Genomic DNA, 25,636 nt, shown 5'->3' with positions numbered 1-25,636 from the left:
CTTCGAATGGCGGACTCACCGAGAAACAACCGGGTAGGCGAGGGAGAGCAGGAGAACACCGACGAAGGGAGGAACGTCATGGCCGACGCACCGAACCCGATCCAGCTGCAGAAGCACCTGAAGGGCGTGGACTATCCGGCAGGGAAGTCGGACCTGGTCCGTACGGCCCGGGACCAGGGCGCGGACGACACCATCGTCAATGCGCTCGAACGCATCCCGGACCGGCAGTACGACGGCCCCAACGCGGTCAGCAAGGCGGTCACCGAGGCCAGGTGAGACGCCGGGCGAACCCGGACGGTGATGTCCGGCGCTCCGCCGCTGAGCGGGGCGACGACCACCGGATGACGTCGGGCGGGCGGTGGGCGGAGACATTCCGCCCCGCTCGCCCGACGCGTGCCGGGGGTGGTGATCCCCCTGGCGTCGCGAGCATCGCGGCCACGGCCGCCGAGGTGTGTACGCACCTTTAGTGAACGTTGCGTTTCCAACACGTGAGTTTTACTCTGATTTAGAGAACGTTGAGTTCTCTAAATCAGAGTGGATGAGGCTCGCGAGGAGAAGGCATGGCACTCGTCGCCCCCCTGGAGGCCTTCGGACGAGACGACCTCGACCTGGCCGGAGGGAAGGGAGCCAATCTGGGGGAGCTGGTCCGGGGCGGTTTCCCCGTCCCGGCCGGGTTCGTCGTCACCACCGCCGCTCACGAGATGGCCGTCCGGCGCGCCGGGGCAGGCGGACCGGCATCGGCGATCCCGGACATGCCGCGCGAGGTGCGGGAAGCCGTGGTCGCCGCCTACGCGGCGCTCGGCCGCGGGCCCGTCGCGGTGCGGTCCAGCGCCACCGCCGAGGACCTGCCGGGCGCCGCGTTCGCCGGGCAGCAGGACACCTGTCTCAATGTTGTCGGCGAGCAGGCGCTGGTCGACGCCGTGTGCCGGTGCTGGGCCTCGCTGTGGAACGAGCGTGCCGTGGCCTACCGCCGCAGGCTGGGTGTCCCCGACGACGGGGTGAGCATCGCCGTGGTGGTGCAGAGCATGGTCGAGGCCGACACGGCGGGCGTGATGTTCACCGCCGACCCGGTGAGCGGCGACCGCTCCCGCGTCGTGGTCGACGCGAGCAGCGGCCTGGGCGAGGCCGTCGTCTCCGGTCTGGTCACGCCCGACCACTACGTGCTCGACGCCGCCGGCCGGGTCGTCTCCCATACGGCGGGCCGCCGCGAGGTGGTCGTCCGCGCCGTGGCGGGCGGCGGCGTCACCCGCGAGAGCGGCGAGGCGGCGGCCGGCCCCGGGCTGCCTCCCTCGGCCCTGCGGGAGCTGGCCGAGCTGGGCGGTGAGGTGGCGGCCCTGTTCGGCCGGCCCCAGGACATCGAGTGGGCCCGTGCGGACGGCCGGCTCTGGCTGCTGCAGGCCCGGCCGATGACCGCGCTGCCGCCACCCCCGGTGGGGCGGCTCAACCCGCTGCGCCGGAGGATCGCCTCGGTCCTCGTCGAGTACGTGCCGGTGCGGCCCTATCCGATCGACATGTCGACCTGGCTGCCGTACGGCCCCGCCGGGCTCATGGCCAAGGTGACCGAGAGCTTCGGCATCCGCGGCGCGTTCGCCGACTTCCTCCAGGAGGAGGACGGGGTCGTCTACCGGCTGGTGCCGCCGCGTCCGCGGCCCGCGCCCGGCCTGCTCGCCGCGCCGTTCCGGGTCGCGGTCCGGGCCCGGCGTTTCGACCCCGCGCGGTGGACGGAGGATCCGCGGTTCCTCCGGCTCCTGACCGCTGCGAGGGAACTGTCCGGGCGCGACCTGTCCGCCCTGCCGTGGCGCGAGCTGATCCGGGTGCCCCGCGAGGCGCTCGACGTCGTGCAGCCGGTGGCCGGCCTGCGCATCGACTATCTGCCGGGGACCGGGTTCGCGCTGCTGCGGCTGCTGCTGTCGCTGCGGTGGCTGGGCGAGGCGGACCGGTTCGGCGAGCTCATCAGTGGTGCGCGCACCCGCACCGGCGACGCCAACAGGGCCCTGGCGGAGCTGGCCGAGGAGGCCGGGCGCACCGGAGCGCTCGACGCCGACCCGATGCCCGAGGAGTTCGCGGCCAGGCTGCGGGCGTTCCTCGCCGAGTACGGCCACCGCGAGACCGCGAGCCCGCTGCTGGTCACCACGCCCACCTGGTCCGACGCCCCGGAGACGGTGCTCGGCATGATCCGCGTGCTGGCCGAGGGGCATGATCCGAGCGCCCGCTCCGGCCTCGCCTCCACGTCCGGCTCCGAGTCCGACGCGGCGCTCGAGCGGCTGCTCGCGCATCCCCGGCTGCGGGGCGATCGCGCCCGCCGGGACCGAATGGCGCGCCGGGTGCGGGCCGCCCGCGCCGGCATCGCGTTCCGCGAGGACAGCCACTTCTACTTCACCCTGCCCCTGCCCGTGCTGCGCACATCCCTGCTGGAGATCGGCCGCCGGCTGCGCGAGGCGGGCGTGCTGGACAAGGAGGAGGACGTCTTCCACCTGCGCCTGGAGGAACTGGAGGCGATCGGCGACCTGACGACGGCCGGGCCGGAGCGGACGGAGGCGCTGCGCGCGGAGGTCCTGCGCAGAGCGGCCAAAAGGGAGGAGCTGGCGGGTGTCCGGCTCATCGACCCTGCCGCGATCTTCCCTGCCCGCTCGGAGGAAGGCGCCCTCGTGTCCGGGACGCCCGCCGGCGGCGGGCGGGCCACGGGACCGGTGAAGGTCATCCGCCGGCCCGCGGACTTCGGCCGCCTCAGCCGGGGTGACGTGCTCGTCTGCCCCTACACCAACCCGTCGTGGACACCGCTCTTCCAGCGGGCGGCGGCCGTCGTGGTCGACACCGGTGGCATCGCCTCGCACGCCGCGATCGTGGCCAGGGAGTACGGCATCCCCGCCGTCATGGGCACCGGCCGGGGCACCTCGATCCTCGACGACGGCCAGGTGGTGACCGTGGACGGAGGCACGGGCCACGTGTTCCCGGCGCCGGCGGACGACGCGGGGGGCCGGGCGGACGTCCACGGCGCCCGCGCCTGAGCACGGAGCGCGCGTCCCCGCCGGGGAACGGCCTCCGTAGGATTCCAGCATGGTCACCGACCACCGCAAGCTGCCGCGTCGCCGGGGAGAAGCGCTCAACGCGGCGATCTTCCAGGCGACGCTCGACGAGCTGGCCGAGGCCGGCTACGCCGGGCTCACGATGGAACGGGTGGCCGAGCGCGCGCGGGCCGGCAAAGCCTCGCTGTACCGGCGCTGGCCCACCCGCATCGAGCTGGTGATGGACGCCGTCTATCACGTGCTGCCCGTCCCGTCGTCGGTGCCGGACACGGGCTCCCTGCGTACCGACGTCCTGGCGGCGCTGCGGGAGGCGGCCCGCTTGCTGTCCGGACCGGCGGGAGAGGCCATGCGCGGGCTGCTCAGCGAGGCGCTGGCCGACGAGGAGAGGGCCGCCGCGTTCCGGCGCCGTTCCCACGGTCTGGGCCGCAGGGTGATGCAGGAGATCACCCGCCGGGCGGTCGAACGCGGCGAGATCGACGCGAGCGCCGTCACTCCCCGCCGGCTGGACGCCGGCCAGGCGCTGATCAGGCAGCACTTCCTGTTCGCGGGACCGCCCATCCCGGACGAGCTGATCGTCCAGATCGTCGACGAGGTCGTGGTGCCGCTGCTCACGCGCCGCTGAGCCGCCCGGCGCGCCGCGGACGTGCAGCGGCCGCGCCGGAGGCGCGCGGCGCGAGCGGCGGCGGTGTCAGGACCAGACGGCGGCGATCGGCTCGACGAGGGCGGCGGCCTGGTCGATCCCCGCCGCGAAGGCCGGTCCCCACAGGGCCGGGTCGAGGACGTTCTGGCCGAACACCGCGACCGACGCCGTGTCGGGGTGGACGACGTACGACGTGGCCGCGCCCGCCTGCGCCATCTCGGCCTCGAGGACGGCCCGGGGGGTCAGGTTGCCGAGCGGTTCGAGCACCACGAGCGCACGGGCGCCCTCCGCGAGGTCGGCGTTGGTCGCCGAGCGGACCCCGCCGTCCACGTACCTGCGGCCGTTGATCTCCACGGGCGGGAAGACCATCGGCACGGCGCAGCTCGACGCGACGGCGAGCACCAGCGGCGTGCCCGAGGACCGGTCCCACACGACGAACTCGCCGGTGGCCGCGTCCACGCTGGTGATCAGGAGCTCGCGCTCGGGCCACTCCTTCACCGGCAGCCGTTCGCCGACCGCCGCGAGCCGCTCGGCGTAGTGGTCGACCCTGGCCGCCAGAGCCATCTGCCCGACCCTGCGGCGGGCCTCCCGCCGGTCGAGGTTCGGATCGAACATGACGGCGAACGCCTGCAGGACCTCGTCCATGTGGTCGACGGCCGGGGGTGGGCCGGTGTCCACCTCGGCCTGGTGGGCGATCGCCTCCTCCAGGTCGGCGCCGGTGGCCACGAGCGTGCCGACGACCGAGCCGGCCGAGGTGCCGACGATCCGGTCCGCCGTCCCCAGGTCCACGCCGAGGCGGCGCAGGCCGGTGACGATCCCCGCCTCCCAGGCGATGCCGGCGACTCCTCCGCCGCCGAGCACGAGAGCAGTAGTCATAACCAGAATTATGTTCCACGCAGGCGCGTGCTCGGACCGAGGTGAAACCGGTTCCAATTAGTGTGGACGCCAAACTATTGACGGCGCTTCCGCCGGTGTGTGAATCTTCCCTTCAGATTTCCATGCACGTGGGAGAAGGACGGTCAGGGTCCCCGCCTGGTCGTGCATGGCCGGTTGTCCGTGCTCGGAGGGAAACCGTCCATGCGAAGATTCGCAACCCTGCTCGTGGTCGCCGCCGTGGCGCTGGTCACGGCCGTGATCAGAATGTCCCCGGTGTCGGCCGTCGCCGCCGACTCGTACACGTTCAAGAACGTGCAGATCCTCGGCGGCGGCTTCGTCCCCGGGATCGTCTTCAGCCCCGCTCAGAAGGACCTGATCTACGCGCGCACCGACATCGGCGGCGCGTACCGCTGGAACCAGTCGTCCCAGACCTGGACGCCGCTGCTCGACTGGGTCGGGCAGTCCAACTGGGGCTACAACGGCGTCGTCAGCATCGCCCCCGACCCCGCGGACGCCAACAAGGTGTACGCCGCCGTCGGCATGTACACCAACAGCTGGGACCCCAACAACGGCGCGATCCTGCGCTCGTCGAACAAGGGCGACACCTGGCAGGTGAGCCCCCTGCCGTTCAAGCTGGGTGGCAACATGCCCGGCCGCGGCATGGGCGAGCGCCTCGCGGTGGACCCGAACAAGAACAGCATCCTCTACTTCGGCGCGCCCAGCGGCAACGGCCTGTGGCGGAGCACCGACTCCGGCGCCACCTGGTCCAAGGTGACCAACTTCCCGAACGTCGGCAACTACGTCGCCAGCCCCGGAGACGCCTACAACGGTGACAACCAGGGCGTCGTCTGGGTGACCTTCGACAAGCGGACCGGCACCTCGGGCAACGCCACCCAGACCGTCTACGTGGGCGTGGCCGACAAGGACAACACCGTCTACCGGACCACCAACGGCGGCACCTCCTGGGAACGGGTCGCGGGTCAGCCCACCGGCTACATCGCCCACAAGGGCGTGCTCGACACGGCCAACGGCTACCTCTACATCGCCACCAGCGACACGGGCGGCCCGTACGACGGCGCCAAGGGCGACGTGTGGCGCTACGCCACCGCCACCGGCACCTGGACCAAGATCAGCCCGATTCCGTCCAGCAGCAGCGACGACTACTTCGGCTACAGCGGCCTGACCGTCGACCGCCAGCACCCCGGCACGATCATGGTCGCCACCCAGGTCTCCTGGTGGCCCGACGCGATCTTCTTCAGGAGCACCGACAGCGGCGCGACCTGGACCCGCATCTGGGACTGGACGTCCTACCCGGACCGTAGCTTCCGCTACAAGATGGACATCTCCGCTGCTCCGTGGCTGACCTTCGGCACGAACCCCCAGCCGCCCGAGGTCACGCCCAAGCTCGGCTGGATGAACGAGTCGGTGGAGATCGACCCGTTCAACTCCGACCGGATGATGTACGGCACCGGCGCGACGATCTACGGCACCACCGACCTCACGAAGTGGGACTCGGGCGGCCAGTTCACGATCAAGCCGATGGTGAAGGGCCTGGAGGAGACCGCCGTCCTCGACCTGATCAGCCCGCCGAGCGGCGCCCCGCTGGTCAGCGCGCTGGGCGACATCGGCGGCTTCCGGCACACCAACCTCGACGCCGTGCCGTCCATGATGTTCACCCAGCCCGTCTTCACCTCCACGACCTCGCTCGACTACGCCGAGACCAACCCGAGCGTGATGGTGCGGGCCGGCAACTTCACCGACTCCGACCGGCCGAACGACAGCCACGTGGCCTTCTCCACCGACGGCGGGGCCAACTGGTTCCAGGGCACCGAGCCGGGCGGCGTCAACAACGGCGGCACGGTCGCCGCGGCCGCCGACGGCAGCCGCTTCGTCTGGGCACCGGGCGACTCCGGCCTGCAGGTGGTCTACTCCGTCGGCTTCGGCAACACCTGGAGCACCTCCACCGGCGTCCCGGCCAACGCGATCGTCGAGTCCGACCGGGTGAACGCGCAGAAGTTCTACGCCTACTCCGGCGGCAAGTTCTACGTCAGCACCAACGGCGGCGCGAGCTTCAGCGCCACCGCGGCGACCGGGCTGCCCACGACCGGCGTGCACTTCAAGGCGCTGCCGGGCAAGGAGGGCGACGTCTGGCTGGCCGGCGAGGGCGGCCTGTGGCACTCCACCGACTCGGGCGCCTCGTTCACCAAGCTGTCGAACGTCAGCAGCTCGATCAACATCGGCTTCGGTAAGGCGGCGCCCGGCAAGACGTACCAGGCCCTCTACCTCGCCGGCACCGTGGACGGTGTGCAGGGCCTGTTCCGGTCCGACGACACCGGCGCGAGCTGGGTGCGCATCAACGACGACCAGCACCAGTACGGCAACATGGGCGAGGCCCTGACCGGCGACCCGCGGATCTACGGCCGGGTCTATCTCGGCACCAACGGCCGGGGCATCATCTACGGCGACCGTAACGGCGGGTCCTCCCCGTCGCCGTCGCCGTCCGCTTCGCCGTCGGCGTCCCCGTCGGCGTCCCCGTCCGCGTCGCCCTCGGCCTCTCCGTCGAAGTCGCCGTCCCCGAGTCCGTCGGCCAGCCCGTCGCCCTCGCCCAGCCCGTCCCCGAGCCCGTCGCCCTCGGCGAGCCCGTCGGGCGGCAAGGGGTGCTCGGCGACGTACAAGGTGGTCAACCAGTGGCCGGGCGGCTTCCAGGGCGAGGTCACGGTGAAGAACACCGGCAGCGCCTCGATCAGCGGCTGGAGCGTCAAGTGGGCCTTCGCGAACGGCCAGACGATCAGCCAGCTCTGGAACGGCACGGTGAGCCAGTCCGGGGCGAACGTCACGGTCGCCAACGTGAGCTACAACGGCTCGGTCGGCTCCGGGGCGTCCACCACGTTCGGGTTCCAGGCGAGCTGGAACGGCACCAACGCCGTCCCGTCGCCGGTCACCTGCACCGCCTCGTGAGATAGCACGACAACGGGCCGTACGGATGGGCCGCCGAGGTGGCGCATCCGTACGGCCCGTCCGTCAGCGACCCGGCCGTACTCGGGGAAATTCGCGTGCGCCCTGAGGGCGGCCGGGTGTTGCATGAATCCGATGATCGACGAACCGCTGGAACGACTGCGCGCCGCCGCCCGGCGCACGCGTGAACTCGCCCTCAAGCGGGCGGGCACCGGCCTGGGCCACGAGGACGCCGACGACGACGTCGGCACGATCGGCACGGACGGCGCCCTCGGATTCGACCCGTTTCCCCTACTCGAAGCCCTCCACCGCCATGGCGTCCGAGCCGCGGTGATCGGGCAGGTCGCCGGCATCATGCACGGATCCACCGAACTGACCGGCGATCTGGATCTGCTCTGGGACGGCGAACCGGTCCACGCCCCGGCCCTGGCGGCCGCCTTCATGTCCGTCGACGCCCGGCTCTCCGACGAAACGGGCGCCCTCATGGCGACTCATCCGGATGCTCTGCTCCGCCCCAAAGTGCAGTTCACCGCGCCCGGAGCGAGCGGCGACTGCTGCACCCCCGCGCTCCCCTGGGGCGACCTGCGAGTCCGGGAGATCCTCGACAGGGCGGTCACGGCATACGGCCCGGGCGCCCTGGAAGTTCACTACGTGTCCCGGGAGGACCTCATCCGGATGCGGCGGGCCATAGGCCGCCCCAAGGACCTCCGGCGAGCAGCCGAGCTCGACAGTCTCGCGCCGGACCTGCGAATGATCCGGAGAACGCGAAGCCCGGGTTCCCGCCGATTCCGGCGGTAAGCCCGGGCTCACTTCCTCTCCTCCTCGCAGGGGGGCGGCATCTGGAAGCATGCCTCGGGCGATGGGTGGAGCGCCGTCCCAGGCGGCCGGAGGTGGCCGCGCGGCTGCTCATGGAGACCCGCCTGATGCCGTGGCTCGCGCAGCGGCTGCCGTTGCCCGTCCCGATCCCTCATGTCCTGCACACGGCAGATCCCGCGGAAGCCGTACGTCACGGTGCGCCGCCGCCGCGGGAAGTGCTGGGGGAGCGGGCGGCGACGGTGAAGGATTTCGGCACACGCGTCATACCGCTCCTGCCGGACGACCGGCGAGACGCCGCTTCGACGTTGCTGGACGCCGTGGCCGCGTTGCCCACCCATGCTCTGGTCCATGGCGATCTAGGACCCGAGCATGTGCTGATGCGGGACGGCGCGGTGAGCGGCGTCATCGACTTCAGCGACGCGCACGTCGGTGACCCGGCGCTCGATCTGGCATGGGCGCTCCACGCCGCCCCGCCGGCGTTCGCCCGGGCTGTTGCGGCAGAGTACGACGCCGCCGTCTCGACACCGGCGACCCGGACACGGTGCGTAGCGGTCTGGAAGGCATCCTCGCCCGCCTCCCGGCCTGAGCAGGCCGCGGGACGTTGGTTGTCACTGCGGACCGCGGGCACTTCCGCGCCTGTGAGACGGCGCGACTGCTGAGGAAAGACCCTACGGATGTGACCTTCGACTGGTATCTCCGTGGGGCCCTTCGCATAGCCTTGCCTGGGCGGGCCGTCGGGCCGCGCCGGGACAGGGGTGACTGCGCGATGGCGATCGGAGTTTACGTCGCGGCCGGCGACGCGAGGAGCAACAAGGGCACGATCGCCCTCGGCATGATCGAACTGCTGACCCGCCAGGTGGGCACGGTCGGCGTGTTCCGGCCGGTCGTCCGGTCAGGCCGCCAGGACAGCCTGGTCAACACCGCGCGCAGCCGCTTCGGGATCGGCCTGCCCTACGCCATGTGCACGGGCGTCACCTACGAGGAGGTGCACGCCGACGAGGAGCGTGCGGCGGGGGAGATCCTGGCCCGCTACCGGGCGCTCGCCGGGCGGTGCGACGCGGTCGTGGTGATCGGCACCGACTACACCGACGTGGGCGCGCCCACCGAGTTCGTGTTCAACGCCGAGCTCGCCGCCAACCTGGGCACACCGGTGATGAACGTGGTGACCGGGCTCGACCGCACTCCCGACGAGATCGCCGCGGCGGTCGAGATGTCGCGCAAGGAACTGGCCGAGCGCCACGCCACCGAGCTGGCCACGGTCGTCACGCGGGTCGCCCCCGGCCTGGTGGACGAGGTCGCCGCCCGCGTCCCCGCGTACGTCCTGCCGGAGGTGCGGCGGCTGTCCGCGCCGACGGTCAGCGACCTGATGGCCGCCTGCGACGGCGACCTGTTCATGGGCGACGCCGACCAGCTCGGCCGGGAGACGGGCGGGCTGATGATCGGCGCGATGTCGCTGCCGAACATCCTGGAGCGCCTCACCGAGGGCCTGGCGGTCGTCGTCCCCGCCGACCGGGCCGCCGCGCTGGTGCCGGGGCTGCTGGCCGCGCACAAGGCCCCCACGTTCCCCGCCCTGTCCGCGATCATCCTCAACGGCGGGCTCGAGTTGCCCGACGCGGTCGTCCGCCTGCTGAAGGGCATGGACATCCGGCTGCCGATCATCACGACCGGCGGCGGCACGTTCGAGACCGCGACCAGGCTGTCGAAGGCCGAGGGCCGGTTCAGCCCGGACGCCAAGGGCAAGATCGACACGGCGCTCGGGGTCTTCGCCGAGCACGTCGACGCCGGGGCGCTGCTGCGCAACCTGCAGGTCACCAAGGCCGCGGCGATCACCCCGCTCATGTTCGAGTACAACCTGCTGGACCGCGCCCGCGCCGACCGCAGGCACATCGTGCTGCCGGAGGGCGCCGAGCCGCGGATCCTGCGCGCCGCCGACAGCCTGCTGCGCCGGGGCGTGGCCGAGCTCACCCTGCTGGGCGACGAGCGGGAGATCCGGCTGGCGGCGGCCACGATGGGCCTGGCCGTCGACGGCGCCCGCGTGGTCAGCCCGTTCGACCCGGAGCTGCGCGAGCTGTTCGCCGAGGAGTACGCCCGGCTGCGCGCGCACAAGGGCGCGACGGTCGGGCAGGCCCGCGACATCGTCACCGACGTCTCCTACTTCGGCACGATGATGGTCCACCTCGGGCTGGCCGACGGGATGGTCTCCGGCGCCGCCCACACCACCGCCCACACGATCAGGCCCTCGTTCGAGATCATCAAGACCTCGCCGGGCGTCGGCGTCGTGTCCAGCGTCTTCTTCATGTGCCTGGCCGACCGCGTCCTCGTGTACGGCGACTGTGCCGTCGTCCCCGACCCCACGGCCGCCCAGCTCGCCGACATCGCGATCTCGTCGGCCGCCACGGCCGCCAGGTTCGGGGTCGAGCCGCGCGTGGCCATGCTGTCGTACTCGACCGGCGAGTCCGGCGCGGGGCCCGAGGTGGACAAGGTGCGCGAGGCCACCGCGCGGGTCCGCGAGCTGCGGCCGGATCTGCCGGTCGAGGGCCCGATCCAGTACGACGCCGCGGCCGAGCCGAGCGTGGCGCGCACCAAGATGCCCGGCAGCCCGGTCGCCGGGCGGGCGACGGTGTTCGTGGTACCCGACCTCAACACGGGCAACAACCTCTACAAGGCCGTGCAGCGCAGCGCCGGCGCGGTCGCGATCGGGCCGGTCCTGCAGGGCCTGCGCAAGCCGGTCAACGACCTGTCCCGCGGCGCGACCGTGGGCGACATCGTCAACACCGTCGCGATCACGGCCATCCAGGCGCAGGCGCACGGGGAGGCACAGTGAGCGCGGGCGCGATGGGAGACACAGTGAGCGCGCAGGCGCGGCAGGGCACACAGTGAGCGCGCAGGCGCGGGAGGAGACAGAGTGAGCGGGCAGGTCCTCGTCCTGAACACGGGGTCGTCGTCCATCAAGTACCGCCTCATCGACATGGGGACGCGGCGGGCCGTGGCCGGCGGGCTGATCGAGCGCATCGGCGAGGACGAGAGCGTGCTCACCCACGACGGCGTACGGACCGAGCGCCGGGTGGCCGACCACGAGGAGGGGCTGAAGGCGGTGCTCGCGGCCTTCGCCGAGCACGGGCCGCCGCTCGACGGCGTGACCGCCGTGGGCCACCGGGTCGTCCACGGCGGCAGCCGGTTCGTCACGCCGGTGCTGATCGACGACGAGGTCGAGCGGGCCATCGAGGAGATCGCGCCGCTGGCGCCGCTGCACAACCCGGCCAACCTGGAGGGCATCCGGGTCGCCCGGCGGGCCTTTCCCGGCCTGCCGCACGTCGCCGTCTTCGACACCGCCTTCCACGGCACGATCCCGCCCCACGCGCACACCTACGCCGTCCCCCGCGAGTGGACCCGCAAGCTCGGGGTGCGCCGCTACGGCTTCCACGGCACCTCCACGGCGTACGTCTCCCGCCGGGCGGCCGCGCTGCTCGGCCGGCCGTACGACGAGGTGAACTCGATCGTGCTGCACCTCGGCAACGGCGCGAGCGCGACGGCGGTGCGGAGCGGGCGCAGCGTGGACACCTCGATGGGCATCACCCCGCTCGCCGGGCTGGTGATGGGCACCCGCTCCGGGGACGTCGACCCGGCTCTGGGCGCCTACCTCGGCCGGGTCGCCGGCATGGACCTCGCCGGCGTCGACACGGCGCTCAACAAGGAGAGCGGCCTGCTGGGCATGTGCGGGGCCAACGACATGCGGGAGGTCTGGCGGCTGGCCGACTCCGGCGACGAGGACGCCCGGCTCGCGCTCGACGTCTACGGCTACCGCGTGCGGGCCTATATCGGCGCCTACTACGCCGCGCTCGGCCACGTGGACGCCCTCGTCTTCACCGGCGGGGTGGGGGAGAACAGCCCCCGTGTCCGCGCGCTCGCGGCGACCGGGCTCACCAGGCTCGGCATCGAGATCGATCCCGATCGCAACGCCGCCGAGTCGGCGGAGGCCAGGGTGATCTCGCCGGAGGGCGCCGAGGTGACGGTGCTGGTGGTGCCCACCAACGAGGAACTGGAGATCGCCGAGCAGACCGCCGCCTGCCTCGGTGACGTGTGAACCGGCCGATCGCCGCCGCGGTCGTCCGCTGGCTATCGTGGGCAGCGAATGGGGGTGAGCCGTGTGGCGACGGCTGAGGACAGTCGTACGGGTGGGAAAGAGGGCACTGCCGATTCGCCGGGCTGGCTCGACCGGGTCCGGGCGACTCCGGCGGGCCGGTTGACGCTGCGGATCGTCATCGGGGTGATCGGCACCGCGCTCGTGGTCACCGGCCTGATCATGGTGCCCTTTCCGGGCCCGGGCTGGCTGGTGGTCTTCGCCGGGCTCGCCGTCCTGGCCACGGAGTTCCCCTGGGCGTCCCGGCTGCTGCAGTTCGCCAAGGAGAGGGTCAGGGCGGCGACCGACTGGCTGAAGCGGCAGAACTGGTTCGTCCGCATCGTCGCGGGCGCGCTCACCCTGCTCTGCGCCGGGGCCATCGTCTGGGTGTCGGTCCGGCTGACCCTCGGCGTCGACCTGATCCAGAAGGCCCGCGAGCTTCTGAGCTGACCGTCAGGCGCGGGCCAGCCTGCGGACCGCCAGTTCGCCGAGCAGCGTCGCGCCGTCGGACAGGATGGCGTCGTCGAACTCCGCCTCCGCCGAGTGGTTGGACGGGGCCGTGGCGAGATCCCGGCCGGGCGGGCAGGCGCCGACCACGAGGAACGCCCCCGGCACCTGCTCCAGCACGTACGAGAAGTCCTCCGAGCCGGTCGCCGGGGTGGGCAGCGGGAAGTAGCGGTCCTCGCCGAGGGCCTCCCGCACCGTCCGGGCGGCGAACTCCGCCTCGGCGTCGTCGTTCACCGTCACGGGATAGCCGAGGCCGAACGCGCAGTCGACGGTGAGGCCGTGCGCCTCCCCGATGCCGCGGGCGAGCCGGACCAGGCCCTCCCTGACGCGGTCGCGCGAGCCGGTCGAGAACGTGCGCACGGTGGTCTCGAAGACGGCCTCGTCCGGGATCACGTTGTCGGTGGTGCCGGCGTGGAAGCTGCCGACGGTCACCACGACCGGGTCGAACACGTCGTAGCCGCGGGTGACGTGGGTCTGCAGGGCCGTCACGATCTCGCAGGCCGCGGGGATCGGGTCGAGGGCGCGGTGCGGGGAGGAGCCGTGGCCGCCCCTGCCGCGCACGGTCACGGTCAGCGTGTCGGCCGCGGCCAGCACGGGCCCGCCCTTGGTCAGGAACAGCCCGCGCGGGATCGTCGTGGAGAAGACGTGCATGCCGTACGCCGCGACGGGCCTCGCCCCGGCCGCGTCGAGCACGCCCTCCTCGATCATCAGCCGGGCGCCCTCCTGGCCCTCCTCGCCGGGCTGGAACATCAGCACGACGTCACCGGCGAGGTCGGCGCGGCGCTCGCTGAGCAGGCGGGCGGCTCCCACCAGCATGGCCGTGTGCAGGTCGTGGCCGCAGGCGTGCATGCGGCCGTCGAAACGCGACCGGTAGGGCACGTCGGTCTTCTCGTGCACCGGCAGCGCGTCCATGTCGGCGCGCAGCAGCACGGCGGGGCCCGGGCGGCCGCCGCGCAGGACGGCGGTCACCGACGACAGGCGCTCGCCTGTGGTGATCTCCAGGGGCAGGCCGTCGAGCGCCGCGAGCACCTTCTCCTGCGTGCGGGGCAGGTCGAGGCCGATCTCCGGCTCCCGGTGCAGCGCGCGGCGAAGCTCGACGAGATCATCCTGGAGGGTCATGGTCCACCTTGGCGCGAGGTCGGGAGGTCAGAGGTAGAGGCCGGTGCCGTGGTCGGTCTGCTGCGTCGCCACGGCGTGCAGGTCGCGCTCGCGCAGCACCAGGTAGAGCTGGCCCTGGACCTCCACCTCGTACTGGTCCTCGGGGTTGAACAGGACCTTGTCGCCGGTCTTGACCGACCTGACGCTGGCGCCGGCGCCGGACACCTCGCCCCAGACGAGCCGGTTGGCCATCTTGACCGTGGCCGGGATGACGATGCCCGCGCTGCTGCGCCGTTCCTCAAGCTCCCGCTCAACCTTGACCATCACGCGGTCGTGCAGCATCTGGATCTCGAACTTCGGGTCAGCCACGCTGGAAGTGTACGCGCAGCGGCCCCGGGCACCGTCATCGGAGGTTCACCGGCGGCGGGGGCTCACCCGCGGCCCATGGCCAGGTCGTAGCCCGTTCCCGAGTGGCGGTAGACGCCGCCCTTGCCCCACTTCAGCACCTGGAACCGTACGTGGACGGTGTTGGAGGCGACACCGGTCAGGTCGGCCATCATCTTCTCGGACAGGTCGACGATCGCCGGGATGTCGTGCTGGGCCACGGCCCACTCGGCCGGGCCGAAGTCCTCGACGACGCCGATCGCGCTCTTCCCCTTGTAGGTGATCCGCACCTTGGTGCCGAGGGGCCAGTAGGGGCTGGCGACGGTCCGGTACCGCATCGGCTTGCCGGACGCGGTCTCGGCGTCCCAGAAGGACGTGGCGGTGGAGACGCCGGAGGGCAGGGAGGCGGCCTTCTTCATCTCGTCGTACGCCGTGCGGAGGGCCGCGTTGAAGGTCGCGCCCAGGGTGACCAGGTCTGTGGGGGCCGGGCGGGCGGTGTCCGGGGAGGCGACGGGCGCCGTCCGAGTGAGCGGCGCGGAGGAGGGAGCCTGAGGGATCACCGAGGCGTCCGCGGCGGTGGCCGCGCCGGCGACGAGTGTGGTTCCGGCCATCGCCATGATGATCGCCTGACGGGCTCGCTTGCGCATGAGGTTCCTTTCGTCTCGATCGCGGGGCGGCCCTCGGGGGAACAGGGCCTCGCGTCGTCGAGGAGTCCCGGCTGGCGGGCGGGCTCCGCACGCGCGCCCGGGCGTGGCGGAGCGGCCCTCGGAGAGGAGGGACGGAAGGCTCCGGAAGCGGGTCGCGCGTTCCCTGGGGAAGGGGATACGACGGTGATGCGATGTACGGGATTTACAGGGGCAAAAGGTGATGTGAGGCACGAGTATAGGGAAAGAGGGAGTAAAGAGGACAAATCGATCTAAATTGCAGGTAGATCGTCCTTGACGCAGGCACTCGGAAAGCGCTCTCATGGCGAGATCAGTCAAAGCGACGGCAAGGGGCCGGCATGGCGTTCGACGACTTCATGTGGATCAACGAGCCCGCCGAGTGGTCGCGGACCGGGGAGGGCCTGCGGGCCGTCGCCGGCGCCCAGAGCGACCTGTGGCAGAAGACGCACTACGGCTACTCGTACGACACCGCCCACATGTTCGGCCGGCAGGTCGCCGGGGACGCGCGGCTCACCGTGACGTTCGAGGCCGACTACTCCGAGCAGTACGACCAGGCCGGGGCCGTGCTGCGGATCGACGAGGAGAACTGGATCAAGGCGGGGGTGGAGTTCGTCGACGGCGGCCACCAGCTCAGCGTCGTCGTCACCAGGGGCTTTTCCGACTGGTCCGTCACCCCCGCGCCCGGCGGCCTCGTCTCCGCGACGTTCGACCTCGAACGGGCCGGCGACGCCGTGACGGTCCGGTACGGCGTGAACGGCGCGGAGCCGGAGCACCTGCTGCGTCTGGCCTACTTCCCGCCGCAGGCGCCGGCCCTCGCCGGGGTCATGTGCGCCGCCCCGGTGGGCAAGGGCTTCGAGACCCGCTTCAGCCGTGTATCACTCGCGTAGCCCTCACGCGCCGATACGGCGCCGCTCCCGTCCCCGCGCCGTGAACCGGTCCTGGGCGTCCAGCACGGCGTCCCCGTGGCGCACGGCCCACATGCCCATCGCGCGCATGGGGGCGAGCAGCGCCGTGCCCGCCTCCGTCAGCGCGTAGTCGACGCGGGGCGGCGCCTCGGCGTACGTCCGGCGCTCGACCAGGCCGTTGTACTCCAGGCGCCGCAGCGCCTCGTTGAGGACCTTCGGAGAGATGCCGCCGATCCGGGCGCGCAACTGCCGTGGCCGCATCGGACCGGCCTCGCCGAGCGTGTAGACCACGACGCCGTCCCAGCGGTTCGCGAGCACCTCGAACGCGAGGCGCGCCCGGCAGTCGGAGGTGTACGAACGCTCGTCGTGGAACTCGTCCATGACCTCATCCTGCCCGGTCCGAAGGACACCGTGTGGTGTGCGTCGGCCGCCCTAACGTCGTGAGCCGTCCACCTGGTTCGTACGAAAGGGAGAGGCACCATGCGCATCGGCATCCTCGGCACGGGCGCGATGGCCACGGCGCTGGGCGGCGCCTGGGTCCGCGCGGGGCACCACGTGCTCGTCGGCGGACGCGACCGGGCCGCGGCCGCCGCGACCGCGGCCCGCACCGGCGCCGCGAAGGACGGAACGCTCGCGGACGCGGCCGCATACGGCGAACTCGTCCTCGCGGCGGTTCCCGCCGGTGTGGCGCCGCAGCTGGTGAACGGGCTCGCCGCCGTCCTCGCCGGGCGGACCGTCGTCGACTGCTCGAATCCCGTCGAGCCGGGTGAGGACGGGCTGACGCTGACGACGGGAGGCACGACATCGGTCGCCCGGCTGATGGCGGACGCCGCGCCGGACGCCCATGTGGTCAAGGCGTTCAACCTGTGTCACGACAGCATCTGGACGCTGCCGCGGCCGGCGTTCGAAGGCGCCCCGCTGGCCGTGCCGTTCTGCGGCGACGACCCGAACTCCCTCGACCGGATCGCCGCGCTGATCACATCGATGGGGTGCACGCCGATGCCCTGCGGAGGGCTGTCCCGCGCGGTCCACATCGAGGCGACCGCGGCGTTCGCGATCGGCGTGTGGTGGTCGGGCGCGGAGCCGCGGTTCGCCTTCCCGACGTCGGAACGGGCCTGAGGTCCTGGTCCGGCGGATCACGGAGTATCAGCCGTCCCGCGCCACAGCCGCAGCTTCTCCGGATTGCGGACCACCCAGATCCGGGTGACGCGGCCGTCGGCGACGTCGAACGAGGCCACGGTCACGACGACGCCGGCACGCTCGGCCACCAGGCCCGGCACCCCGTTGACCGACCGCTCCAGGAGCGCGAGCCCCGGAGCCTTGCCGGCGATGGCGACCATGTACTGGGCGACGCGCGCGCCGCCTTCGATCGGGCACAGGGCGGTGCCGGCCATACCGCCGCCGTCGGCGGTCATCACGGCGGCCGGGTCGAGGAGGTCGACGAGGGCCGCGATGTCCATCGCCTCCCATGCCTCCTTGACGTGCCGCACCGCGTCGGCCTGCCCCGCCGCCGTCACGGGAGCGCGCGCGACGCCCACCCGCCGCCGGGCGGAGGCCGCCAGCTGCTTGCAGGCCGCGGGGGTCCGGCCGAGGACGCCGGCGATCTCGGCGAAGGGGTAGCGGAAGACGTCGTGCAGGACGAACGCCACCCGCTCGGCGGGCGTCATCGACTCGAGGACGACGAGGAAGGCCATGGACACCGATTCGTCCAGGACCATCTGGTCGGCGGGGTCGGTGCCATGGCCGTGGTCCCACTCGGCGCGCCCGGGCAGCGACTCGGGCAGCGGCTCGGGCAGCCACGCGCCCACATAGCGTTCACGCCGGGCCCGCGCCGAGCCGAGCACGTCCAGGCAGACGCGGCCGGTCACCGTCGTCAGCCAGGCGCCAGGGGACACGATCTCCTCCTGCCGGCTTCGTGGCAGCGCGTACCAGCGCGCGTAGGCCTCCTGCACGGCGTCCTCGGCCTCGGCCAGCGAACCGAGCAACCGATAGGCGACATTGATCAGTTGGCGCCGCTCACCGGCTACCTCATCGGTGCTCGTCCCCGCCATCCCCATGCTCCCGGCCGCCTCCGCACCTTACCTTTCGCAGGCCCGCGTCGTCGGGCTGGTGAGACCTTATCGACCGACTGCCCCCGGGGGCGGAACAGGGGACCGTGACATGGCCACCCAGGCGACGGCACGTCGCAGCTTCTCGTTTCTGCAGATCGCGATCACCCTGCAGACCCTGACCATCTTCCTTCAGGCGGCCTCCGCGGGACTGCTGCTGACCTCGTCCTACGGAGAGACGCTGCACAGTGCCGGAGCCCGCGTGATGTACGGGGCGTCGATGCTGTACGTGCTCGCCGCGGTGCTGGCGTGGAAGCCGGGCGGCGGCTCGCCCCGGCCCGTCTGGCACGCGTCCGGCTTCCTTGTCCTCGCCTCCGTCCAGGTCGCGCTCGGAATCGCGCACGTACCGTCGGTCCACCTCCCCCTGGGCGTCCTGATGTTCGGGCTGAGCGTGCTGGCGCTGGCGCGGCGCTGAAGTCCGACACGGGGGCACACCGGGATCAGCTGGAAGGCGCGGCGGAGGGCAGGACCAGTTCGGCGAAGATCGCCCGGTGGTCGGTCACCGGCAGCCGGTGGACGCCGAACGCCCGGACCGCGACGCGCGGATCCACCAGGATGTGGTCGAGGGTGACGGGCGGCACCGGCAGGCCGCCGAAGTCCGACGACCTCCGGTATGGCCAGGTGCCGGCCAGGCCGTTGCCGGTCGCGTCGGCCGCGTCCCGGTAGCCCGCGTCGAGCAGGCGCCGGACCCGGGCGTGGTCGAGCGTGGCGTTGAAGTCCCCGGACAGGATCTGTACGCGCCCGCCCGGATCGGGCAGCGAGGCGAGCGACTTCGACCAGCACCTGAACCGGTACACGTAGCGCGGTGCGCACGGGTGCACGGACACGACGGCGACGGGTCCGGCGCCGGGGACCTCGATGACGCCCGCCGCCTGCCGGCGGCCGTTGAAGGCCGTGAGCTCCTCCGGCCGCAGGGGGAACCGCGTGAAGAGCCCGGAGCCGCCCGAGCCCTCCTGGGCCCGGTCGTCCGCGTACGGCAGGAGCGCGGTCAGGCCCGCCGCCCGCAGGCCCGCCGAGGCCTGCGGGGTCAGCTCCTGCAGCGTCAGGACGTCGGGACGCAGCCGCCGCACGAGGTCCACCAGCGCGGCGGGCGGGACGGAGCCGTAGAGCAGGTTGGCCGACAGGACCCGCAGGGCCGGGGTCTGTGTCCCCGATGCGCCCAGGGCGCCGGCCGCCCGCACGCCCGCGCCTGTCGAGGCGCGCGGGGACGGGTCCGACAGCGCGCGGGGCAGCACACAGGCCGCCAGCGTCGCGGTGACCGCCAGCCCGGCGGCCAGCGCCGCCGGGCGCCGCACGAGCAGCGCGACCAGCGGCGCGACGACCGAGGCGAGTGCGACGTACGGCGTGAACGCCACCAGTTGCACCCACCGGAAATGGACGTCGCCGGGCACCAGCCGCAGCAGGGCCCAGAGCGCGAACGGCGCGACCGCCGGCCACGCGAGCAGGCCGCGCCAGACCCCCGGGCGGCCCACCCAGCCGGCTGTCAGTCTCGCCATCCCCGGACTCCTTCCCGAAAGATCCACCGTACGACGGTCCGCACGTGCGTCGAGGGGCTCCACGCCGGTCGGGGGCAGGCCGTACAGTCTCCGGCATGGATGTGGAAGCGAGAGTCCTGGACGCCATCGACGAGGCGGAGACGGTGCGCCTGCTGGCCGACCTGGTCAGGGTGCCGAGCGTCACCGGCACCGACGCCGAGTCGGACCTCCAGGACGGATGCGCCCGCATGCTCACCGAATGGGGCCTCGACGTCGACATGTGGAAGCTCGACCTCGACGATCTCCGTTCCCGCGAGGGGTTCCCCGGCATGGAGGCGGAGCGCGCCGAGGGGTACGGCGTCGTCGGCGTCACCGAGGGCGAGGGCACGCCCGCGCTCATCCTGCAGGGGCACGCCGACGTCGTGCCGATCGGCGACCCGGGCAAGTGGGAGGGGCAGGACCCGTTCGGCGCCCGCCTCGGTGCGACCACCCTGCATGGGCGGGGCGCCTGCGACATGAAGGCCGGCCTCGCCGCCAACCTCGCCGTGGTGCGCGCGCTGCGCGCGACCGGCGTACGGCTCGCGCGTCCCCTGGCCGTCCACTGTGTGGTCAGCGAGGAGGACGGCGGGCTCGGCGCGTTCGCCACCCTGGCCAGGGGCCACACCGGGGAGGCGGCCGTGATCACCGAGCCGACGAGCGGGAAGCTGATCACCGCCAACGCCGGCGCGCTGACCTTCCGCCTCGAGGTCGCCGGCCGGGCCGCGCACGGCGCCACCCGCTACGAGGGCGTCAACGCCGTCGAGGCGTTCATGCCGGTGCTCCAGGCCGTCAGGCGGCTCGAACGCGAGCGCAACGCCGATCCCGGCTCCCTCTTCGCGGGCAACCCGCTGCCGTATCCGATCGAGATCGGCACCGTGCGCGCGGGCGACTGGGCGAGCACGGTTCCCGACCTGCTCGTGGCCGAGGGACGGCTGGGCGTCCGGCTCGACGAGGACCCGGCCGCCGCCCGCGCCGCCCTGGAGACGGCGCTCGCCGATCTGGACGACCCCTGGCTGCGGGACAACCCCGTACGCGTCACCTGGCCGGGCGGGCAGTTCGCCAGCGGCCGGCTGCCCGAGGGGCACCCGCTGGCGGAGGAGGCGGCCCGCGCGGTGGCCGACGTGACCGGGGCGCGTCCGGGCCGCACCGCCGCGCCGTACGGGAGCGACCTGCGCCTGTACGCGGGTGCGGGCGTGCCGACCCTGCACTACGGGCCGGGCGACGTCCGCTTCGCGCACGCCCCGCGCGAGCAGGTCGACCTGCGGGAGGTCCGCGACGTCACCCGTGCCCTGGCCCTGCTCGTCCTGCGCCGCTGCGGCGTCCGCTGAGACCGCTGTGACGGCTGTCAGCTGTCGGCGGTGACCGAGGCGATCTCGTTGAGCGGGAACTCCAGGTAGTCGCCGGCCTCCTCGCACCACGCGTCGAGCACGCCGCTGCGCAGTTCTCCGTGGCTGATCGTGGCGGTGACGCCGTCGGCCAGCGTGATCATCGCCCGGACGTCGCGGTCCACGACGAAGCCCAGCAGCGACTGCTGCGCCGCCGGGAGCCGGGTCGCCATGCGCCCGATGACGGCCCACGTCTGGCGGGGCTGCGCCGCGGCCGCCACCGGGCCGCCGCTGACCAGCAGCCGCCTGGCATGCTCGCGCGGGTCCGGCGGGGGCTCCAGCAGGGGGCCGGGAGGTTCGAGCTCGGCGACCCGCCCGCCGGGCAGGAGGATCAGCCGCCCGCCCTGCGGCTCGCGCCGGATGGTGATCTCTCCGGTGTCGTCCACCGGAACGGGGGCGTAGCCCGCCTCCCTGAGGGCGGCCAGCGTGGCCGCGGCGGGCGCCGCGCCGGCGAGCACGGTCGGCGCCAGCAGCCGCAGGCCCAGCTTGGCCAGTTTCCGGTGCGCGGCGATCTCGGCGAGCAGCGTGGGGTCGGAACCCTGGACGATGCAGCCGACCGACGACACCGTGACCTCGCCGTGCCGCCGCGCCACGTCCCTGATCAGGTAGGTCAGCGGCTGGGGGAGCGTCCCGGCCTCCGACAGGTCGGCGATGAGCGTGTCGGCCGTGTCCCCGCCGTCCAGGGCCCGCCGTACGCTCGCGGGGCTGAACCGCCACACCGACGCAGAGCCCTGCGACTCGCGGTCCGCGGCGCGGTCGAGCAGCGCGGCGAGTTCGACCGAGGGCGGGCCGGTCACCACGGCGGTGAGGTCGGCGCCGAACAGGGCCGTGCGCCGCGCGCTCGCCATGGCGTGCGTGGCGGCCTTCGCCAGCGCCGGGTCGTGCTCGACCTCGGGCACGCATTCGCGGCTCTCGTCCCCGGCCACGGCCGCGAGCGGGGCGAGGGCCCGGCCGAGACCGGTGAGCGCGTCGCAGGCCACGAGCCCCAGCAGGCGGGCCTCCTCGAGCACGGCCGCCGCGCAGCCGTCCAGCAGGTCCCGGTCGAGCAGCGGGGCGCGCCAGTGCACCCGCTGCACGAGCTCCGGCAGCGTCGCGAAGGCCCTGCCCTCGGGGATCTCGGCGAGCGCAGCGAACAGGGCCCACCGGATCCTGGCGATCGTCTCGCCGGCCGGGTCGTCACCGAGCGCGGCGGGGTGGCGGCCGTCCACCCGGCGCAGCGACGAGCGCTCCATCCGCCACCAGGCGGCCAGCAGGACGCGCAGCCGCATGGGTGCCTCCTCCAGCCGCCACGCGTCGTACCGGCCGGCCGGCGTCAGCCCGCCCGCCTCCTCGTCGATCGCGATCAGCCGGGCGACCGCGCAGACCTCCAGCAGCAGCCGGATCTCGTCCTCGGCGCAGCCGGTCTCCCTGGCCAGGCGCTTGATCTCCCGCACGCCGACCCCGCCGTTCTTGAGCAGCGGCAGCGGCGACTTGTCGACGTTCTCCAGCAGCGCCGTGGCCCGGTCGAGCACGTGCGGCGCGGCCAGGCACATCGCGTGCTCGACGGCGTCGGCGTCCGCCTCGGCCGTGGCCAGGTCGGGCGGGTACGGCGTGAACGGCCCGCGGTAGTCGGGGCCGCGCAGCGCCAGCGCGACCTCGCGGGGCATCTCCGCCAGGTCCCACTGGGTGCGGAAGAGCAGGCCGCGGTCGAGCGCCCACTTCTCCGGCGTGCCCGGGGTGATGAACCGGTTGCCGTGCACGCTGCGGACCGGGCCGTCCCACGCGAAGTCGTCGAGCATGCCGAGCGTGCCGTCGGGGGCGTCGTCGAGAAGCGATCCCAGGCGCTCGCAGTCGCCGATCAGCGCGGTGATCCGGGCGATCACCTGGCGCCTGCCGCCGTGCGGGGGCAGGTCGAGCACGCGGCACATGCGGCGCAGCGCGTCGGTGCTGAGCTTCCATGAGTCGAGGTACGCGCCGAGCGGCTCGCCCAGGCCGCAGGGCGCGGTCCACCAGCGGGCGACTGCCTCGGACACGCTGATCCTGCCGTCACGACCGGGCCAGGCGACGGCGTGGTCGTACAGACGGTCGAGCCAGGGGATCACCGCGGAGGTGCTCACCCCGAGGAAACGGGCCAGTTCGTCCTCCGTCGGACGGCCGCCGATGACCAGGCACGCCTGCAGGAGTTCGAGCGGGGGAAGGGGGAGGCCGCGCATGACCTCCATGACGGCGAAGGTGTCGGTCAGACGCTGCGCGAGGGCGTCCAGGCGCCGGGGCCACGGCGCGGCGATCGCGTCCGGCCGGTTGGCCAGCACGCGGGCGAGCCTGTCTTCGTCAAGACCGGTCAGCCAGCCGATTAGGTGATCGTCCATAGTTGATCTCTCGGGAGTCCCAGGAAGCCACCGTAGTGCAGATCACAGTCTCGGCGGGGTCCGTGGGCGAACAAAGAGCGCAAAGTCACGGATCCCGAGATCACGATATTTCTCCGCCGATCGATGGGGAACGAACACGCCGCCGGGCCGCCACGGCCCGCTCTCAGCCCATCATCGCGTGCCCCGACCGGCCTCAGGGGCGGTTCCGGGGAATCCGGGCCGCCGGCCGGAGGGCGCTCCCATGCATTCCGGGCTGCACGGGAGCGCTCTTCGGCCGGCGGACCATGACCGGCGACATATAGATCTGGCGATCTGGTTAGGTTTTCCGGCGCCCCCGGCCGGAGAACGGTCGCTCCCCGCGCGGGGCGGCCGAAACCGACGGCGAAGCGCGTGGCCCCGCCGTCCGGCCGCCGGCCGGTGTTCAGGCCGCCAGTACGGCCCACACCGCCTTGCCCTGCGGGACGAGCGGGCACCATCCCCAGCACACGCTCAGCGACTCCACGATGTGCAGCCCGAGGCCGCCCGGCTCGAAGGGCGCCGGATCCCGCAGCACCGGCGCGGACGTTCCTGGGTCGGTGATCGCACAGGTCACGTGCGCGCCCCGCCGGATCAGCGACAGCCGCATGGCCTCCCGTGCGCGGCTGTCGGCGAGCGTCATGCCGTGCCGCAGGGCGTTGGTGACCAGTTCCGAGACGACCAGTTCCATCCCGTCGAGCAGGTCCGCCAGCTGCCAGCCCGAGAGGGTCCCGGCGGCGAAGCTGCGCGCCGAGTGGACCGATTCCGCGCGGGGCGGCAGGACGAAGGTGGCGCTGGCGGTGGCCGACCCGGGTTCGAGGAGATCGCGTGCGGGCTCCGGCCACCAGCCGATAGGCGGCCACCAGTCGAGCGCCGACCACTGGTTCTGGCCACGAGTCAGGTTCGTGGACTGCACGAGATCATGATGAGGGACACTCCCGTGCATGTGCAAGAGCGAATGCACGTGCAAGCGCGTTGTGCAAGCGCTACGGTTACCCCCGACACCACTGGGACGAAGGGGGCGATCTTTGACAGACTGTGAACCAGTCCACAAAGCGGAGGAATAGCACGTGTCCATAGATCCGCCCGGATCCGGTTCCACCGTTCGACGCATCATGCTCGGCGCGAGCCTTCGCCGCCTGCGTGAGCAGCGGGGCCTGACCCGCGAGGTCGCCGGATTCCACATCCGTGCCTCGGAGTCGAAGATCAGCCGGATGGAGCTCGGCCGGGTCGGGTTCAAGACACGTGACGTCGAAGACCTCCTCACGCTGTACGGCGTCGACGACGACGCCGAGCGGCGTGGCCTGCTGGAGATGGTCCGCGAGGCGAACACGCCCGGGTGGTGGCACAAGTTCGGCGAGGTGCTGCCGAACTGGTTCGTCACGTACATCGGCCTGGAGGAGGCCGCCAGCGTGATCCGCACCTACGAGGTGCAGTTCGTGCCCGGCCTGCTGCAGACGGCGGCGTACGCCCGCTCGGTGATCATGCTCGGTTATCCGGACGCCTCGGAGGCCGAGCTCGAACAGCGCGTCCATCTGCGGATGCAGCGGCAGGAGAGGCTCACGCGCAAGGACGGCCCCCGGCTGTGGGCCGTCATCGACGAGGCCGCGCTCAAGCGGCCCATCGGAGGGAGTGCGACGATGCGGGAACAGCTCCAGCACCTGCTGGAGGTGTCCACGCTGCCCAACATCACCCTTCAGGTGATGCCCCTTCGCTACGGGATGCACGCGGCCGAGGGAGGCGCGTTCACCATCCTCCGCTTCCCGGAGTCCGACCTTTCGGACGTGGTCTACGTCGAGCAGCTCTGGGGTGCGCTCTACCTGGACAAACGTGAGGACATCGATCCCTACCTCACGGCCATGGAGCAGCTGTGCGTGGAGAGCACCACGCCCGGCGGCACTGCCGAGATCCTCGGCGAACTTCTCAGAGAGACATGAATGCAGACATATAACGGGATGCCCGCAACTGACATCGCCGGGGTCACCTGGCGGAAAAGCGCCCACAGCAACTCGACCGGCAACTGCGTGGAGCTGGCCGAGCTTCCCGACGGCGGCGTGGCCGTCCGGAACTCCCGCTATCCCGATGGACCGGCGCTCATCTACACCCGCGACGAGATACGGGCCCTGGTGCTCGGGGTCAAGGACGGCGAGTTCGACGGCCTCCTGGTCTGACCGGTTCTGGGGTAACCCCGTGTTCACCCGCTTCTCACGGGCGTAACAGCGCGACGCGGGAGGCGTAACACGGATCCGGCACAGTGAGTCCCAGGAAAGCTCA

At 72.4% G+C, this 25,636-nt stretch carries 24 protein-coding genes; 15 read left to right on the top strand and 9 right to left on the bottom strand.

All coding sequences use genetic code 11. The features are described from left to right. Nucleotides 1-78 precede the first annotated feature (78 nt). The 3 genes from HHX35_RS02825 to HHX35_RS02815 all read left to right on the top strand — a co-directional run bounded on the left by HHX35_RS02825 (nucleotide 79) and on the right by HHX35_RS02815 (nucleotide 3,648). Nucleotides 79-276, top strand: a complete 198-nt coding sequence (locus tag HHX35_RS02825; RefSeq protein ID WP_139578077.1) for a DUF2795 domain-containing protein — start codon at nucleotides 79-81, stop codon at nucleotides 274-276. A gap of 284 nt (nucleotides 277-560) precedes the next feature. Continuing rightward, nucleotides 561-3,008, top strand: coding sequence for a PEP/pyruvate-binding domain-containing protein (locus HHX35_RS02820; RefSeq protein WP_182897426.1), 2,448 nt, complete (start codon nucleotides 561-563; stop codon nucleotides 3,006-3,008). Between the two features lie 49 nt (nucleotides 3,009-3,057). Then, complete coding sequence (locus HHX35_RS02815; RefSeq protein ID WP_182897425.1) at nucleotides 3,058-3,648, top strand: TetR/AcrR family transcriptional regulator; 591 nt, start codon at nucleotides 3,058-3,060, stop codon at nucleotides 3,646-3,648. A 66-nt stretch (nucleotides 3,649-3,714) separates the two neighbouring features. On the opposite strand, the gene HHX35_RS02810 is transcribed toward HHX35_RS02815, so the two are convergent. Continuing rightward, the gene (locus tag HHX35_RS02810) at nucleotides 3,715-4,542 is read right to left on the bottom strand and encodes a patatin-like phospholipase family protein (RefSeq protein ID WP_182897424.1); all 828 of its coding nucleotides are present in this window, start codon (nucleotides 4,540-4,542) and stop codon (nucleotides 3,715-3,717) included. Between the two features lie 201 nt (nucleotides 4,543-4,743). On the opposite strand from HHX35_RS02810, the gene HHX35_RS02805 reads away from it, so the two are divergent. The 6 genes from HHX35_RS02805 to HHX35_RS02780 all read left to right on the top strand — a co-directional run bounded on the left by HHX35_RS02805 (nucleotide 4,744) and on the right by HHX35_RS02780 (nucleotide 12,883). Beyond that, entirely contained in the window at nucleotides 4,744-7,500 is a 2,757-nt protein-coding gene (locus tag HHX35_RS02805) for a cellulose-binding domain-containing protein (RefSeq protein WP_182897423.1), read from the top strand. 132 nt (nucleotides 7,501-7,632) lie between these two features. Next, the gene (locus HHX35_RS02800; protein WP_259404689.1) at nucleotides 7,633-8,295 is read left to right on the top strand and encodes a hypothetical protein; all 663 of its coding nucleotides are present in this window, start codon (nucleotides 7,633-7,635) and stop codon (nucleotides 8,293-8,295) included. A 110-nt stretch (nucleotides 8,296-8,405) separates the two neighbouring features. Further along, a complete protein-coding gene (locus HHX35_RS02795; protein WP_220505013.1) occupies nucleotides 8,406-8,972 on the top strand; it encodes a phosphotransferase in 567 nt (188 codons plus the stop codon). Between the two features lie 107 nt (nucleotides 8,973-9,079). Next, nucleotides 9,080-11,137, top strand: a complete 2,058-nt coding sequence (gene pta / locus HHX35_RS02790; protein WP_182897421.1) for a phosphate acetyltransferase — start codon at nucleotides 9,080-9,082, stop codon at nucleotides 11,135-11,137. An 81-nt stretch (nucleotides 11,138-11,218) separates the two neighbouring features. Next, nucleotides 11,219-12,397, top strand: a complete 1,179-nt coding sequence (locus HHX35_RS02785) for an acetate/propionate family kinase (RefSeq protein WP_182897420.1) — start codon at nucleotides 11,219-11,221, stop codon at nucleotides 12,395-12,397. Between the two features lie 63 nt (nucleotides 12,398-12,460). After that, nucleotides 12,461-12,883, top strand: coding sequence for a TIGR02611 family protein (locus tag HHX35_RS02780; protein ID WP_310738861.1), 423 nt, complete (start codon nucleotides 12,461-12,463; stop codon nucleotides 12,881-12,883). Between the two features lie 3 nt (nucleotides 12,884-12,886). On the opposite strand, the gene HHX35_RS02775 is transcribed toward HHX35_RS02780, so the two are convergent. The 3 genes from HHX35_RS02775 to HHX35_RS02765 all read right to left on the bottom strand — a co-directional run bounded on the left by HHX35_RS02775 (nucleotide 12,887) and on the right by HHX35_RS02765 (nucleotide 15,069). After that, nucleotides 12,887-14,059, bottom strand: a complete 1,173-nt coding sequence (locus tag HHX35_RS02775; RefSeq protein ID WP_182897418.1) for a M20 family metallopeptidase — start codon at nucleotides 14,057-14,059, stop codon at nucleotides 12,887-12,889. Nucleotides 14,060-14,086: 27 nt separating this feature from the next. Further along, nucleotides 14,087-14,407 carry a co-chaperone GroES gene (locus HHX35_RS02770; protein ID WP_139578087.1) on the bottom strand — a complete coding sequence of 107 codons (321 nt, stop codon included), beginning with the start codon at nucleotides 14,405-14,407 and terminating at the stop codon, nucleotides 14,087-14,089. A gap of 62 nt (nucleotides 14,408-14,469) precedes the next feature. Continuing rightward, nucleotides 14,470-15,069 carry a hypothetical protein gene (locus HHX35_RS02765; protein WP_182897417.1) on the bottom strand — a complete coding sequence of 200 codons (600 nt, stop codon included), beginning with the start codon at nucleotides 15,067-15,069 and terminating at the stop codon, nucleotides 14,470-14,472. Nucleotides 15,070-15,425: 356 nt separating this feature from the next. Here HHX35_RS02765 and HHX35_RS02760 point away from each other — a divergent pair, with 356 nt between their 5' ends. Next, nucleotides 15,426-15,974, top strand: a complete 549-nt coding sequence (locus HHX35_RS02760) for a DUF1349 domain-containing protein (RefSeq protein WP_182897416.1) — start codon at nucleotides 15,426-15,428, stop codon at nucleotides 15,972-15,974. Between the two features lie 3 nt (nucleotides 15,975-15,977). On the opposite strand, the gene HHX35_RS02755 is transcribed toward HHX35_RS02760, so the two are convergent. Then, nucleotides 15,978-16,373, bottom strand: coding sequence for a helix-turn-helix domain-containing protein (locus HHX35_RS02755; RefSeq protein ID WP_182897415.1), 396 nt, complete (start codon nucleotides 16,371-16,373; stop codon nucleotides 15,978-15,980). A gap of 99 nt (nucleotides 16,374-16,472) precedes the next feature. On the opposite strand from HHX35_RS02755, the gene HHX35_RS02750 reads away from it, so the two are divergent. Continuing rightward, nucleotides 16,473-17,111 (top strand): NADPH-dependent F420 reductase, encoded by a 639-nt coding sequence (locus tag HHX35_RS02750; protein WP_182897414.1) that lies wholly within the window; start codon nucleotides 16,473-16,475, stop codon nucleotides 17,109-17,111. 17 nt (nucleotides 17,112-17,128) lie between these two features. Here the strand turns inward: HHX35_RS02750 and sigJ are convergent, their stop codons facing one another. Next, nucleotides 17,129-18,043 (bottom strand): RNA polymerase sigma factor SigJ, encoded by a 915-nt coding sequence (gene sigJ / locus HHX35_RS02745; protein ID WP_259404688.1) that lies wholly within the window; start codon nucleotides 18,041-18,043, stop codon nucleotides 17,129-17,131. Between the two features lie 109 nt (nucleotides 18,044-18,152). On the opposite strand from sigJ, the gene HHX35_RS02740 reads away from it, so the two are divergent. After that, complete coding sequence (locus HHX35_RS02740; protein ID WP_182897412.1) at nucleotides 18,153-18,515, top strand: hypothetical protein; 363 nt, start codon at nucleotides 18,153-18,155, stop codon at nucleotides 18,513-18,515. 25 nt (nucleotides 18,516-18,540) lie between these two features. Here the strand turns inward: HHX35_RS02740 and HHX35_RS02735 are convergent, their stop codons facing one another. Then, a complete protein-coding gene (locus HHX35_RS02735; RefSeq protein WP_182897411.1) occupies nucleotides 18,541-19,596 on the bottom strand; it encodes an endonuclease/exonuclease/phosphatase family protein in 1,056 nt (351 codons plus the stop codon). 95 nt (nucleotides 19,597-19,691) lie between these two features. Between HHX35_RS02735 and HHX35_RS02730 the strand changes: the two genes are divergently transcribed. Next, a complete protein-coding gene (locus tag HHX35_RS02730) occupies nucleotides 19,692-20,942 on the top strand; it encodes an ArgE/DapE family deacylase (RefSeq protein WP_182897410.1) in 1,251 nt (416 codons plus the stop codon). Nucleotides 20,943-20,959: 17 nt separating this feature from the next. Here the strand turns inward: HHX35_RS02730 and HHX35_RS02725 are convergent, their stop codons facing one another. Together HHX35_RS02725 and HHX35_RS02720 are read right to left on the bottom strand one after the other, a co-directional pair. Further along, entirely contained in the window at nucleotides 20,960-23,347 is a 2,388-nt protein-coding gene (locus HHX35_RS02725) for a helicase-associated domain-containing protein (protein ID WP_182897409.1), read from the bottom strand. Nucleotides 23,348-23,768: 421 nt separating this feature from the next. Continuing rightward, nucleotides 23,769-24,278 (bottom strand): ATP-binding protein, encoded by a 510-nt coding sequence (locus HHX35_RS02720; protein ID WP_310738860.1) that lies wholly within the window; start codon nucleotides 24,276-24,278, stop codon nucleotides 23,769-23,771. Nucleotides 24,279-24,477: 199 nt separating this feature from the next. On the opposite strand from HHX35_RS02720, the gene HHX35_RS02715 reads away from it, so the two are divergent. Together HHX35_RS02715 and HHX35_RS02710 are read left to right on the top strand one after the other, a co-directional pair. Beyond that, entirely contained in the window at nucleotides 24,478-25,299 is an 822-nt protein-coding gene (locus tag HHX35_RS02715; RefSeq protein WP_182897769.1) for a helix-turn-helix transcriptional regulator, read from the top strand. Beyond that, nucleotides 25,300-25,533 carry a DUF397 domain-containing protein gene (locus HHX35_RS02710; protein ID WP_079314287.1) on the top strand — a complete coding sequence of 78 codons (234 nt, stop codon included), beginning with the start codon at nucleotides 25,300-25,302 and terminating at the stop codon, nucleotides 25,531-25,533. Nucleotides 25,534-25,636: the final 103 nt, after the last annotated feature.

Source organism: Microbispora sp. H10830 (assembly GCF_014161375.1).
Classification (GTDB): Bacteria; Actinomycetota; Actinomycetes; order Streptosporangiales; family Streptosporangiaceae; genus Microbispora; species Microbispora catharanthi.
The sequence above is the reverse complement of the archived record's forward strand: the minus strand, read 5'-3'. Positions and strand labels throughout refer to the sequence as shown.